This is a genomic window from Pseudomonas sp. ML2-2023-6 (assembly GCF_037055265.1).
In the GTDB taxonomy this organism is placed as follows: Bacteria; Pseudomonadota; Gammaproteobacteria; order Pseudomonadales; family Pseudomonadaceae; genus Aquipseudomonas; species Aquipseudomonas kulmbachensis.
In genome coordinates this window covers 157,375-171,287 of record NZ_CP146347.1, presented here as the reverse complement: position 1 = coordinate 171,287, position 13,913 = coordinate 157,375, and the positions used below count along the sequence as shown (strand labels likewise).

Annotated in this window: 12 protein-coding genes and 2 tRNA genes; 9 read left to right on the top strand and 5 right to left on the bottom strand. The window is 56.7% G+C overall.

All coding sequences use genetic code 11. The annotated features are described in order from the left end of the window. Positions 1–47 precede the first annotated feature (47 nt). Both V6L79_RS00740 and V6L79_RS00735 read right to left on the bottom strand, forming a co-directional pair. A tRNA-Leu gene (locus V6L79_RS00740) sits at positions 48–134 on the bottom strand. 174 nt (positions 135–308) lie between these two features. Then, positions 309–395: transfer RNA gene (locus V6L79_RS00735), tRNA-Leu, on the bottom strand. 227 nt (positions 396–622) lie between these two features. On the opposite strand from V6L79_RS00735, the gene rnr reads away from it, so the two are divergent. From rnr to V6L79_RS00695, 8 genes are all read left to right on the top strand, one after another. Then, positions 623–3,286 (top strand): ribonuclease R, encoded by a 2,664-nt coding sequence (gene rnr, locus V6L79_RS00730; protein WP_321834857.1) that lies wholly within the window; start codon positions 623–625, stop codon positions 3,284–3,286. After that, positions 3,283–4,050, top strand: coding sequence for a 23S rRNA (guanosine(2251)-2'-O)-methyltransferase RlmB (rlmB, locus tag V6L79_RS00725; RefSeq protein ID WP_048360323.1), 768 nt, complete (start codon positions 3,283–3,285; stop codon positions 4,048–4,050). The genes rnr and rlmB overlap by 4 nt, the downstream gene beginning before the upstream one ends. Positions 4,051–4,353: 303 nt before the next feature. Continuing rightward, complete coding sequence (rpsF, locus tag V6L79_RS00720) at positions 4,354–4,779, top strand: 30S ribosomal protein S6 (RefSeq protein WP_003439045.1); 426 nt, start codon at positions 4,354–4,356, stop codon at positions 4,777–4,779. A 28-nt stretch (positions 4,780–4,807) separates the two neighbouring features. Beyond that, positions 4,808–5,038, top strand: a complete 231-nt coding sequence (gene rpsR / locus V6L79_RS00715) for a 30S ribosomal protein S18 (protein WP_003171373.1) — start codon at positions 4,808–4,810, stop codon at positions 5,036–5,038. Between the two features lie 36 nt (positions 5,039–5,074). Further along, positions 5,075–5,971, top strand: coding sequence for a hypothetical protein (locus V6L79_RS00710; RefSeq protein ID WP_321837248.1), 897 nt, complete (start codon positions 5,075–5,077; stop codon positions 5,969–5,971). A 19-nt stretch (positions 5,972–5,990) separates the two neighbouring features. Then, a complete protein-coding gene (rplI, locus tag V6L79_RS00705; protein WP_003439047.1) occupies positions 5,991–6,437 on the top strand; it encodes a 50S ribosomal protein L9 in 447 nt (148 codons plus the stop codon). Between the two features lie 135 nt (positions 6,438–6,572). Beyond that, entirely contained in the window at positions 6,573–7,967 is a 1,395-nt protein-coding gene (gene dnaB / locus V6L79_RS00700; protein ID WP_338579681.1) for a replicative DNA helicase, read from the top strand. A gap of 203 nt (positions 7,968–8,170) precedes the next feature. After that, positions 8,171–10,477 (top strand): YgiQ family radical SAM protein, encoded by a 2,307-nt coding sequence (locus V6L79_RS00695; RefSeq protein ID WP_261742508.1) that lies wholly within the window; start codon positions 8,171–8,173, stop codon positions 10,475–10,477. A gap of 278 nt (positions 10,478–10,755) precedes the next feature. On the opposite strand, the gene V6L79_RS00690 is transcribed toward V6L79_RS00695, so the two are convergent. After that, on the bottom strand, positions 10,756–10,956 hold the full coding sequence (locus V6L79_RS00690; RefSeq protein WP_261739963.1) for a hypothetical protein: 201 nt from the start codon (positions 10,954–10,956) through the stop codon (positions 10,756–10,758). Between the two features lie 394 nt (positions 10,957–11,350). On the opposite strand from V6L79_RS00690, the gene azu reads away from it, so the two are divergent. After that, positions 11,351–11,797 (top strand): azurin, encoded by a 447-nt coding sequence (azu, locus tag V6L79_RS00685; RefSeq protein WP_261739962.1) that lies wholly within the window; start codon positions 11,351–11,353, stop codon positions 11,795–11,797. Between the two features lie 56 nt (positions 11,798–11,853). Here azu and V6L79_RS00680 read toward each other — a convergent pair whose 3' ends face one another. Beyond that, positions 11,854–12,876, bottom strand: coding sequence for a DUF1338 domain-containing protein (locus V6L79_RS00680; RefSeq protein WP_338579680.1), 1,023 nt, complete (start codon positions 12,874–12,876; stop codon positions 11,854–11,856). Between the two features lie 208 nt (positions 12,877–13,084). Continuing rightward, on the bottom strand, positions 13,085–13,912 hold the full coding sequence (gene nadE, locus V6L79_RS00675; RefSeq protein ID WP_261739960.1) for an ammonia-dependent NAD(+) synthetase: 828 nt from the start codon (positions 13,910–13,912) through the stop codon (positions 13,085–13,087). Position 13,913: the final 1 nt, after the last annotated feature.

The window sequence follows — 13,913 nt, the reverse complement described above, 5'->3', positions numbered from 1 at the left end:
TTTGTGAGGTTTCAAATGTATTCGATGAAAACACTTGAAACTTGAATTGGTGCCCAGAAGAAGACTCGAACTTCCACGACCTTGCGGTCACCAGCACCTGAAGCTGGCGTGTCTACCAATTTCACCATCTGGGCAGTATCAGCAACGTTGCCGCTGTTGATGTGGCGCATAATACGGAGAGCTTTTGGATCTGTAAACCCCTGTTTTAATTTTATTAAATCAGCGGCTTAGAAGATCTTAAATGCAAAAACCCGCTTTCGCGGGTTTTTGTGTGAGGCTGAAGAGTGTACTACTCTGCAATCTCGAATTGGTGCCCAGAAGAAGACTCGAACTTCCACGACCTTGCGATCACCAGCACCTGAAGCTGGCGTGTCTACCAATTTCACCATCTGGGCATTATCTTCAACGCTGTTGCCGTTGTCGATGGCGCGCACTATACGGATGACCCTTTGACCTGTAAAGCGTTGTGATTAAAAATATTGAAAATTTTTCGCGAACGGTTGGGCTGCAGCGTCAAAGCGGGTCAGAAAGGACTATTAAGGCCCAGTGTGTGCCTGAAATTTCCCGTTTCAATACGCGTATGCCAAACTAACCCGCATATAGACAAGGTGAAAACTATCTAATGGCCGATTGGCAGACCCTCGATCCCGAGGCCGCACGTGAAGCGGAAAAATACGAAAACCCTATCCCTAGCCGTGAACTGATCCTTCAGCACCTGGCCGAGCGTGGCTCGCCTGCTGCTCGTGAACAGTTGGTGGAAGAGTTCGGTCTGACTACAGAAGACCAAATCGAGGCCTTGCGTCGTCGCCTGCGTGCGATGGAGCGCGATGCCCAGCTTATTTACACTCGTCGGGGCACTTATGCGCCGGTGGACAAGCTCGACCTGATTCTCGGCCGCATCAGTGGTCACCGTGATGGCTTCGGCTTCCTGATCCCGGATGATGGTAGCGACGACCTGTTCATGAGTCCGTCGCAAATGCGCCTGGTGTTCGATGGCGACCGTGCGCTGGCTCGTGTTTCGGGTCTGGACCGTCGTGGTCGTCGTGAAGGCGTGATCGTCGAAGTGGTGTCGCGTGCTCACGAAACCATCGTGGGTCGTTACTTTGAAGAAGGCGGCATCGGCTTTGTAGTAGCCGACAACCCGAAGATCCAGCAAGAAGTGCTGGTCACGCCGGGCCGCAACGCTGGCGCGAAAGTTGGCCAGTTCGTTGAAGTGAAGATTACTCACTGGCCGACGCCACGCTTCCAGCCGCAAGGCGATGTGCTTGAGGTCGTAGGCAACTACATGGCTCCGGGCATGGAAATCGATATTGCCCTGCGTACTTACGACATTCCTCACGTCTGGCCCGAAGCTGTCCTTAAGGAAGCAGGCCGGTTGAAGCCGGAAGTCGAAGACAAAGACAAAGAGAAGCGCATCGACCTGCGTCATCTGCCGTTCGTCACCATTGACGGCGAAGATGCGCGCGACTTCGATGACGCCGTTTTCTGTGAAGCCAAGCCTGGCAAGTTGCGCCTGTTCTCCGGCGGTTGGAAGTTGTACGTGGCGATTGCCGACGTTTCCAGCTACGTGAAAATCGGTTCGGCACTGGATGCCGAAGCGCAAGTTCGCGGTAACTCGGTGTACTTCCCTGAGCGCGTGATCCCGATGCTGCCTGAGCAGCTGTCCAACGGCCTGTGCTCCCTGAACCCGAAAGTCGACCGTTTGGCCATGGTTTGCGAGATGACTATCTCCAAAACCGGCGAAATGACCGATTACCAGTTCTATGAGGCGGTGATTCACTCCCAGGCGCGCCTGACCTACAACAAGGTCAGCACCATCCTGGAACAGCCGAAAACCAACGAAGCCAAGCAACTGCGCAGCGAATACGCTGATGTAGTGCCGCACCTCAAGCAGCTGTACTCGCTGTATAAAGTGCTGCTGGCTGCCCGTCATACTCGTGGCGCGATTGATTTTGAAACTCAGGAAACCCGAATCATCTTCGGTTCCGATCGCAAAATCGCCGACATTCGCCCAACCACCCGTAACGACGCGCACAAGCTGATCGAAGAATGCATGCTGGCCGCTAACGTAGCCACAGCTGAGTTCCTCAAGAAGCACGAAATTCCTGCACTGTATCGCGTTCACGATGGTCCGCCGCCGGAGCGTCTGGAAAAGCTGCGCGCGTTCCTCGGTGAGCTGGGTCTGAGCCTGCACAAAGGCAAGGATGGTCCGTCGCCGAAGGATTACCAGGCATTGCTGGCCAGCATCAAGGATCGTCCTGATTTCCACCTGATCCAGACCGTGATGCTGCGTTCGTTGAGCCAGGCGGTATACAGCGCTGATAACCAGGGTCACTTCGGCCTGAACTATGAAGCCTATACCCACTTCACCTCGCCGATTCGTCGCTACCCGGATCTGTTGACGCACCGCGCAATTCGCAGCGTGATCCATTCCAAAATGGACACCCCGCACGTTCGCCGTGCTGGCGCGATGACCATTCCGAAAGCGCGTATCTATCCGTACGACGAAGCGATCCTGGAGCAGCTCGGCGAGCAGTGCTCCATGAGCGAGCGCCGTGCTGATGAAGCTACGCGTGACGTGACCAACTGGCTCAAGTGCGAGTTCATGAAGGATCGCGTCGGCGAGTCGTTCCCGGGTGTAGTAACGGCAGTCACCGGTTTTGGCCTGTTCGTGGAACTGACCGATATCTACGTCGAGGGTCTGGTTCACGTGACCGCCTTGCCGGGTGACTACTACCACTTCGATCCTGTGCATCACCGCCTGGCGGGCGAGCGCACCGGTCGCAGCTTCCGCTTGGGCGACACCGTTGAAGTGCGGGTAATGCGCGTCGATCTCGACGAACGCAAAATCGACTTCGAAATGGCGGAAAAAACCCTCAGCGCGCCGATTGGTCGTAAAAATCGCACTGCTGATGCGCCTAAAGCTAAAAATGCAGGCAAGTCGGGCACCAAGCCGACTGAAAAACCAGTCGAGCCAGCACCTGCTGCACGTCGTAGTGCGCCAGCCAAGGCTGTCAAGAAGTCCACCGACGACACCTATCGCCCTAGCGATGCTGCGGCGAAAAACGCCGAGCTGCGCAAGAGCCGTGAATTGAAGCAGGCGTTGCTGGCCGAATCAAAAAGCGGCGGTCGGACATCGGAGCCGGGAAAGTCGGGTAGGGCTGCACCTGCTAAAGATGCAGGCAAGCCCTCCAAGCCGAGTAAACATCGTAAAGGCCCGCCAAAATCGGGCGCCGCTCCTGCTGCCAAAAGCGGCGGGTCGCGCAAACCTAAGGCCAAGTCATGAGTCAGTTGGAAAAAATCTACGGCATTCACGCTGTAGAAGCGTTGCTTCGTCATCACCCAAAGCGCGTCAAGCAGGTATGGCTGGCGGAGGGTCGTAGCGATCCTCGCGTTCAGACCCTGATCGCGCTGGCTGATGAAAGCCGGGTAGCGGTGGGCAATGCTGAGCGTCGCGAAATGGACGTTTGGGTTGAGGGCGTGCACCAGGGTGTTGTGGCTGATGTAAGCCCGAGCCAGGTGTGGGGTGAGGCCATGCTCAACGAATTGCTGGATCGCACCGAAGGTGCTCCGCTGATTCTGGTGCTGGACGGCGTAACCGACCCGCACAACTTGGGTGCTTGCCTGCGTACGGCCGATGCTGCCGGTGCGTTGGCGGTTATCGTGCCCAAGGACAAGTCTGCAACCTTGACTCCGACTGTACGGAAAGTGGCCTGTGGTGCAGCGGAAGTTATTCCGTTGGTTGCAGTTACCAACCTTGCGGCCACCCTGAAAAAGCTTCAGCAGCGCGGTCTGTGGATCGTCGGCACTGCTGGTGAAGCCGAGCAGGAACTGTACGAGCAAGACCTGACTGGCCCGACCATCCTGATCATGGGTGCTGAAGGCAAGGGCATGCGTCGCCTGACGCGTGAGCATTGCGATTACCTGGTGCGCCTGCCAATGGCCGGTAGCGTCAGCAGCCTGAACGTATCGGTTGCGACAGGCGTCTGCCTGTTCGAAGCCCTGCGTCAGCGCAGCGTCAAAGCCAAGACTTCTTCGAAGAAGAAGTAAGCAAGACTTGTAGTCGCTGCCGCAGGCTGCGATCGGGCGCGAAGCGCTCGGCCTGACTGTCTGCGTTTGAGGGCCTTCGGCCTTATCGCAGCCTGCGGCAGCGGCTACAGAGTTTTGGTGATTAAAGATTGTTCAAATAATCACCAATTGCCTTGCGCCTCTGTTGTCCCTTCTCTACAATTGCGCCCCTTGCCGTCATGGCGGGCGCATATGTGCCTCTCTAGGCAAGACACACAAGTGTCATTCACTCCTTGTCTGACCGCTTTTTAGTTAGCGGCAGGCTACAACCCGTAAGGAGCATTCATGCGTCATTACGAAATCATCTTTTTGGTCCACCCGGATCAAAGCGAACAAGTCGGCGGCATGGTAGAGCGTTACACCAAGCTGATCGAAGAAGACGGCGGCAAAATCCACCGTCTGGAAGATTGGGGCCGTCGTCAACTGGCCTACGCAATCAACAATGTTCACAAGGCTCACTACGTGATGCTGAACGTTGAGTGCACTGGCAAAGCCCTGGCTGAGCTGGAAGACAACTTCCGTTACAACGATGCTGTGATCCGTAACCTGGTCATCCGTCGCGACGAAGCCGTAACTGGCCAGTCCGAGATGCTCAAGGCTGAAGAGAACCGCAGTGAGCGCCGTGAGCGTCGTGACCGTCCTGAGCATTCTGACAGCGCCGATGGCGATGACAGCGATAACAGCGACGCCAGCGATAACGCTGACGAGTAATCCACGGACCTTTTGAGGAGCCAATTACATGGCACGTTTCTTCCGTCGTCGTAAATTCTGCCGCTTCACCGCAGAAGAAGTGAAAGAGATCGATTACAAGGATCTCAACACTCTGAAAGCTTACGTATCCGAGACCGGCAAAATTGTTCCAAGCCGCATCACCGGTACTAAAGCTCGTTATCAGCGTCAGCTGGCCACCGCTATCAAGCGCGCCCGCTTCCTGGCCCTGCTGGCCTACACCGACAGCCACGGCCGCTGAGACCGGGCAGTCGACAAGTAGTAAAGGATTGAAAGCATGCGTGCCTTAGCTGAGTTCATCATGCGAGGCCGTGTGCAGGCCACGTTAATCGTGGCCGGATGTGCGGCATTGCCGTTTTTGTTCTGGTTGAGTGCTGCTGCAGGTTGCCTTGTGCTCCTGCGGCGCGGTCCGAGAGATGCCTTGAGCATCCTCTCATGGGCTTTACTACCGGCCTTGGTCTGGTGGTTTATCGGAGAACCTCGCACCCTTATGGTGTTGCTGGGAACTCTGGGGTTGGCGTTGATGTTACGCGCCGGCCAGTCCTGGAATCGCGTGCTGCTGGTCAGCGTAGCGTTGGGTGTGGTGTATGGCGTGATCCTGGGTACGGTTTTCCGCGAACCCATTGGTGCGATGGCGCAGGAGTTGGAAAAACTTCTGCCGCAGGTCCTCAATGGTCTCTACGACAAGTTATCTGCCGTAGAGCGAGCGCGCCTTGGAGCACTGATTGCACCCGTCCTCACCGGTTTGATTGCAGCTTTGATGCAGGTCGTCAGCGTGCTTAGCCTGATGCTTGGGCGTTATTGGCAGGCGTTGTTGTATAACCCGGGCGGTTTTGCCAGCGAATTTCGCAGCATCCGCCTACCGCTGGGACCAGCGCTCGTATTGCTGGCGTGCATGCTTATAGGGCCGAATTTCGGTCCTGAAATGGCCATGCTTACGCCGTTGTGCAGCGTAGCGTTGTTCTTCGCCGGGCTAGCCCTGATTCACGGGCTGGTGGCGCAAAAGCGACTGGCCAAGTTTTGGTTGGTGGGGTTGTACGTCACGCTGTTGCTATTTATGCAGCTGATCTATCCGTTGCTCGTGGTCTTGGCCATTGTCGACAGCCTGATTGATTTTCGTGGACGTCTGGCACCGAAAGGTGTCGATAAAGACTCTGCGGACGGTGAAGGTTAAAAGTTAAGAGGATTTTCACATGCAACTGATCCTTCTGGAAAAAGTCGCGAACCTGGGCAACCTGGGCGACAAAGTAAATGTTAAGGCCGGTTACGGTCGTAACTACCTGCTGCCGTACGGCAAAGCTACCGCTGCAACCGCTGCCAACCTGGCTGCGTTTGAAGAGCGTCGTGCTGAGCTGGAACAAGCTGCTGCAGACAAAAAAGCTTCGGCTGAAACACGCGCTGCCCAACTGGCTGAGCTGGAAGTGACTATCACTGCCACCGCTGGCGACGAAGGCAAGCTGTTCGGTTCGATCGGTACTCACGACATCGCTGATGCACTGACCGCCTCCGGCGTTGAAGTTGCTAAAAGCGAAGTTCGTCTGCCGAACGGCACTATCCGCAACGTTGGCGAATTCGACGTGGCTGTGCACCTGCACGCCGAAGTTGAAGCAACCGTACGCGTTGTTGTGGTAGCTGCTTAAGCAGTCTTAACTGACTGGCACCTTGTGTGTCAGACGGTTAACATCGGGCACGATCCTGTTTACAGGTCGTGCCCTTTGTCTTTCTGCAGTTTCTGATTTTCAAACCCCCTGTTTTTACAAACAACTCAAGTGGCCATGAACGATATCTCCGCTCCTGAGCAATACGACCTACAAACCGCAGCCCTGAAGGTGCCTCCGCATTCCATCGAGGCCGAACAGGCCGTGCTCGGTGGTTTGATGCTGGATAACAACGCCTGGGAACGCGTGTTGGATCAGGTCTCGGACGGCGATTTCTATCGGCATGACCACCGCCTGATCTTTCGGGCCATCGCCAAGCTGGCGGACCAGAACTCCCCGATCGACGTCGTGACCCTTGCCGAGCAATTGGACAAGGAAGGTCAGACCTCGCAAGTCGGTGGCTTGGGTTATCTCGGTGAGCTGGCAAAAAACACCCCGTCGGTCGCTAACATCAAGGCCTATGCGCAGATCGTTCGCGAACGCGCCACCTTGCGTCAGCTGATCGGCATCAGCACTGAAATCGCCGACAGCGCGTTCAACCCCGAGGGGCGCAATGCGGCAGAAATTCTCGATGAGGCCGAGCGTCAGATTTTTGCGATTGCCGAGGCCCGGCCAAAAACCGGCGGCCCGGTCAGCGTTAACGATCTGTTGACCAAAGCTATCGACCGCATCGACACCCTGTTCAATACCGACAACGCGATCACTGGCCTGTCCACCGGTTATACCGATCTGGACGGCATGACCAGTGGCTTGCAACCGTCGGACTTGATCATCGTTGCTGGTCGTCCATCGATGGGTAAAACCACCTTTGCGATGAACCTCGTTGAAAACGCCGTTCTGCGCAGTGAAAAAGCGGTACTGGTTTACTCCCTCGAGATGCCAGGCGAATCGCTGATCATGCGTATGTTGTCGTCGTTGGGTCGTATCGACCAGACCAAGGTCCGTGCCGGTCGCCTCGAAGACGACGATTGGCCGCGCCTGACGTCGGCGGTCAACCTGCTCAATGACCGCAAGCTGTTTATCGATGACACGGCCGGTATCAGCCCATCGGAAATGCGCGCGCGGACCCGACGCCTGGTGCGTGAGCACGGTGAAATCGGTATGATCATGATCGACTACCTGCAACTGATGCAGATCCCGGGCTCGGGCGGTGACAACCGGACCAACGAAATTTCCGAGATTTCGCGATCTCTCAAGGCCCTGGCCAAGGAATTCAACTGCCCGGTCGTGGCGTTGTCGCAGCTCAACCGTTCCCTTGAGCAACGGCCCAACAAGCGCCCGATCAACTCCGACTTGCGTGAATCCGGAGCCATCGAGCAGGATGCCGACGTCATCATGTTCGTGTATCGGGACGAGGTGTACCACCCCGAAACCGAGCACAAGGGCATTGCCGAAATCATCATCGGCAAGCAGCGTAACGGCCCGATCGGTACTACGCGCCTGGCGTTTATCGGCAAATACACGCGCTTTGAAAACCTGGCGCCGGGCAGCTACAACTTCGACGACGATTAATCTGCCTGGCTCCTGTGGGAGCTTTCAGGCACACCGCAGTGATGCCATCGCCAGCAGGCTGGCTCCCACGGTTAATCAACGTGTGCCAATCAATTCCGACCATTGCCGTCGGAATTGATCATTTTTTGTGCTATATTCCGCGCCCGCGAATTTCTTAGTAAATGACGCGCCCCCATTTTCTGTACTCAACACCGGTCATCGACATGCAAGCAGCCAAGCCTCTATTTGACTATCCGAAGTACTGGGCCGAATGTTTCGGTCCAGCGCCATTCCTGCCGATGAGCAGGGAGGAGATGGATCAGCTTGGCTGGGATTCATGCGACATCATCATCGTCACCGGTGATGCCTATGTCGATCACCCCTCGTTCGGTATGGCGATCATTGGTCGTCTGCTGGAGTCCCAGGGCTTCCGTGTGGGCATCATTGCCCAGCCGAACTGGCAGTCCAAAGACGACTTCATGAAGCTGGGCGAGCCGAACCTGTTCTTCGGCGTCGCAGCCGGCAACATGGACTCGATGATCAACCGCTACACCGCTGACAAAAAGATCCGTTCCGATGACGCCTACACCCCTGGTGGCATGGCTGGCAAACGTCCGGATCGCGCCAGCCTGGTGTACAGCCAGCGCTGCAAGGAAGCCTATAAAAATGTACCGATCGTGCTCGGTGGCATCGAGGCTTCCCTGCGCCGCATCGCGCATTACGACTATTGGCAGGACCGCGTACGTAACTCGATCCTGATCGACGCCTGCGCCGACATCCTGTTGTACGGCAACGCCGAGCGCGCCATTGTTGAAGTGGCTCAGCGTCTGTCCTACGGTCACAAGATCGAAGACATTACTGACGTTCGCGGCACCGCGTTCATTCGCCGTGACACGCCGAAAGACTGGTACGAAGTCGACTCCACGCGTATCGACCGTCCGGGCAAGATCGACAAGATCATCAACCCGTACGTCAATACCCAGGACACCCAGGCCTGCGCTATCGAGCAGGAAAAGGGCCCGGTCGAAGATCCGAACGAAGCCAAGGTTGTGCAAATCCTGGCTAGCCCGCGCATGACCCGTGACAAGACGGTTATCCGTTTGCCATCGGTTGAAAAAGTGCGTGGTGACTCGGTTTTGTATGCTCACGCCAACCGTGTATTGCACCTTGAAACCAACCCGGGCAACGCCCGTGCGCTGGTGCAAAAGCATGGCGAAGTGGACGTGTGGTTCAACCCACCACCGATCCCGATGACCACCGAAGAAATGGACTACGTGTTTGGCATGCCATACGCACGTGTTCCGCACCCTGCGTACGGCAAGGAAAAGATCCCGGCTTACGACATGATTCGTTTCTCGGTGAACATCATGCGTGGCTGCTTCGGCGGCTGCACCTTCTGCTCGATCACCGAGCACGAAGGCCGAATCATCCAGAACCGTTCTGAAGAGTCGATCATTCGCGAAATCGAAGAGATTCGCGACAAGGTGCCAGGCTTCACCGGCGTCATTTCCGACCTCGGCGGTCCGACCGCGAACATGTACCGCATCGCCTGCAAAACGCCTGAGATCGAATCCGCGTGCCGCAAGCCGTCCTGCGTATTCCCCGGTATCTGCCCGAACCTGAACACCGACCACTCGTCGCTGATCCAGCTGTATCGCAGTGCCCGCGCCTTGCCGGGCGTTAAGAAAATCTTGATCGCATCCGGTCTGCGCTATGACCTCGCGGTCGAGTCGCCGGAATACGTGAAAGAGCTGGTAACTCACCACGTTGGTGGTTATCTGAAGATCGCCCCGGAACACACCGAGGAAGGTCCGCTCAACCAGATGATGAAACCGGGCATTGGCAGCTATGACAAGTTCAAGCGCATGTTCGAGAAGTACACCAAGGAAGCAGGCAAAGAGCAGTACCTGATCCCGTACTTCATCGCCGCTCACCCCGGCACCAAAGACGAAGACATGATGAACCTGGCCATTTGGCTCAAGACCAACGGGTTCCGTGCCGACCAGGTGCAGGCGTTCTACCCGTCGCCGATGGCTACTGCCACCGCGATGTACCACTCGGGCAAGAACCCGCTGCGCAAGGTCACGTACAAGAGCGACTCGGTGACTATCGTCAAGAGCGAAGAGCAGCGCCGTCTGCACAAGGCGTTCTTGCGCTACCACGACCCGAAAGGCTGGCCAATGCTGCGTGAAGCTCTGACCCGCATGGGTCGTGCTGACCTGATCGGTTCGGGCAAGGATCAACTGATCCCGCTGCATCAGCCCGCGACTGACAGCTACCAGAGTGCGCGTCGCAAAAACTCGACGCCTGCTGGCAGCCACAAGGTAGCCGGTGAGAAAACCACCAAGATTCTTACCCAGCACACCGGCCTGCCGCCGCGTGCCAGCGATGGTGGTAACCCGTGGGACAAGCGTGAACAGGCCAAGGCTGCGGCATTTGCCCGTAACAAGCAGGCTGCTAAAGAGCGTCACGAAGCAGCCAAGGGCGGCAAAAGCCAAAAGCCGACCCGCAAGCCGGTAGTGCCTCGCTAACTCTGGCTCCGTAGCAGCTGCCGAAGGAACGAGGCAGCTGCTACGGAGTTTGTGTATTAAGTGGCACATCAACGCCAGCCTTAGGGCTGGCGTTGTGCTTTCTGCGCGCTGAGAAGCCTGCCTGGCGTGCGTAGGCTGTTTGCTGAGCAAAGGGTAGGGCGTGCGCTTTAAAGCGTCTGAGGGCGTTCTGGCTAACTGCGAGGATCAGCAGCCGGGCTGCTGATCCTGATCACAGATCCTGTGGGCCGGGTTGTGGATAACCGGGCCGAGGGGGGAGCTTAAGCAGTTGGAGCTTTATCTTCTGTAGCGCCGGTATCTTCTGCGGCGACTTCACTTTCGGCGTCGACTTCGTCATCCAGTTCGGTGTCTACGATGCCACTTTCAGCAGCCGCTTTCTTGCGGGCAAGCTTTTCCTCTTTCTTCTGCTCTTTAGCCAAGTCTCTTTGACGCTTAGCGAAGTTATAGTTTGGTTTGGCCATGGGCGATCCTCTTGGGGTCGAAGGTGAGGTTAAGCGGCGCGTATTCTGCCCTGTATTAGTGCTTAGCCGTTAGCTGGGTTTTTGCAAGGTTGTATTTTGCGCTGAAAATACGACTCTACACCCACCCAAAAACCGGTTGTGGATTAAATCTCGTCGCGACCACAGGCGCCACAGGCATAGGCGGCCAGCAAACAGGTCATTAATGCAGGAAGTCTCATCACTTATTCCCCAAAAATCAAAATGATGACCTAAGGTTATATGCGCTATGTCCGTTTTACAGATCAATTGTCTCGATCATAGCGATAGACCATGACCCAGATCATATGAATCGATACAATTTTCAGGCAATCTGTATACAGATTTTGCTTTTCATACCCTGCCTTGGAGATCCACCATGTTTGCCAAAGTTGTTGCGGTATCCCTTTTGACCTTGGCCAGCGGCCATTTGTTGGCGGCTGAGTGCGCTGTGACTGTCGATTCGACTGACCAGATGTCTTACAACACCAAAGAGATCGTCATCGACAAATCCTGCAAGACCTTCACTGTGAACCTGACGCACTCCGGCAGCCTGCCGAAAAACGTCATGGGTCATAACTGGGTCCTGGGCAAAAAGGCAGACATGCAGGCAATTTCGACTGACGGTATTGCAGCTGGCCTGGATAAAAACTACCTCAAAGACGGTGACGAGCGCGTAATTGCCCACACCAAAGTGATCGGCGCCGGTGAGAAAGACTCGGTGACTTTCGACGTGGCCAAACTCAAGGCGGGCGAAGAGTATGAATTCTTCTGCACCTTCCCGGGCCACAACTCGATGATGAAAGGCGCCGTGGTTCTTAAATAAGACCCCGCAGCCCACCAACAGCCCTGGCCTTGTGTCAGGGCTGTTTGCATTCAGGGTCAGGCTTTTGAGTCGGTCATCTTGAAAATGCCTTGGGCGTTGCTGCTGTCGAAGTTCAGATCAATGCGGTCAGTCTCGGGGTCGACCTTGCGCTGAATAAACTCCACAAACGACCCGGGCACAGTGTGCTCGCGGTACACCCCGGCGCTATCGATCAAGCCTCGGGTGACGGTGCAGGCACGATACGCGGTCTGCATGACTCTGCCCGAGGCCGAGACTTCGATGCTGTCCTTCATTGGCCGCTGCAGGTCACGTTGCTGCGCGACGCAGGCTTCAAGATCCTCTACCCGGTCGGTGAGGTGGTTGAAGCTGTTGCCCTCGGTGGCAATCCAGGCCATTTCGGCACTTTCATTGAGCAGGCACTGATAGTCCGCTTCGTGTACCACGCCATGTTGACAGCCGAATGCCTGATACAGCGCCGGTAACAGGGTTTGGGCTTCGCTCAGGCTGCAATGGCGGGTAAGGCTCAGGCGTTTGAGGATGCTTTCGTGCTCGGCTTGTAGCGGGTCGAGGCTGGAGCCGACCACACGGCTGACGGCTTGTTGAAAGGCTTCGCTGAAACGCCCCGGATGCAGTTCCGAGACAAAGAACTGCGCAATGTCCTCGGGCAGGTCCATTTGTCTGTAGCCCCAGCCAGTCATGTTCAGTTTGGTCAGGGGGTAGGTTCGTACATCGGTAAAGCCCAAGGGCTCAAGCAAACGGGAAAATGCCTGACGGCCACGGGGCAGCTCGCCGTTTGCGGGCCAGTCCACCGTGCGGATAGCTCCGTGGTCAAACACCACCTTGCGCCCGTGTTGAGCCTGTTCTTGCACATAGCGTCGACCATCCGGTACGGCCTCCACCAGCTTGTGCAGCAGGCACAGGTTCAATGCCTCGGCGAGCCATGCCCGGTGCAGCGCCTGCTCATGCCAACTGAAACGCAGCAGCCCTTCAGGCACCTCGACATGCTTGCGCAACCATGTGGATGCCGGTTGACCGAGCAAAGACTCGACAAGGGAGAACAAACCATCGAAAGAAGACATGGGGCAGGGCTCTGGCGACGAAATAGACGTATATCAAAGCCTGTGCAAGAGGGGGCGACAAGCGAAAAAAAACGCGGGGTTCATTCCGTTTTTTCGTATTGCCTATGATGAAACCACTGTAGGAGCGGGCTTGCTCGCGATAGCACCACCTCGATTTGCCTGACAAATCGCGGCGCCTGCATCGCGAGCAAGCCCGCTCCCACAATGATCAAGGCGCGAACGGCATCTCACGCTTGTGGTGGGTCTTTTCGTACGTGCTGCGGATGATGTTGAACGCTTCGTCGCTCACCGGTTCGCCATGCAGGAAGGCATCAATCTCGGCATAGGTCACGCCGTGGGATGCTTCATCAGGTTTGCCCGGCTCCAGGTCTTCAAGGTCGGCAGTAGGGACTTTCTCTACCAGTGATTCCGGGGCACCAAAGTGCCGCGCAATTGCCCGCACCTGATTTTTTACCAGCCCGCTGAGCGGCGCCAGGTCACAGGAACCGTCACCGAACTTGGTGAAGAAGCCCATCACCGCTTCGGCCGCGTGGTCGGTGCCGATCACCAGCCCGCCAGTCGCGCCGGCGATGGTGTATTGCGCCACCATGCGCATCCGCGCCTTGGTGTTGCCCAGCACAAAATCCACGGTGGCTGGCGGCTTGCCGTCAAAGGCGCTTACTTCAGCGGCCAGGGCCTTGACGGCCGGGCCGATGTTTACGGTTTGACGCTCATCCGGGTTGATAAAGTCGACTGCCGCCGTGGCGTCGACTTCGTCGTGCTGCACGCCGTACGGCAAGCGCACGGCAATAAAGCGGTACGCCTGATCGCCGGTCTGCTCGCGCAACTGCTCGACCGCGCGCTGTGCCATCAAGCCTGCGGTCAGTGAGTCGACCCCGCCGCTGATACCCAGTACCAGGGTCTTGAGCCTGGCGTTGTGCAGGCAGCACTGTATAAAAGTGATGCGTCGGGCGACCTCGGCCTCAAGGGCGGCGATGTCTTTAAACGGCGGCTGGACCTTGAGGTCTTCAGCAATCTGACGCTGTATGGCCTGCATG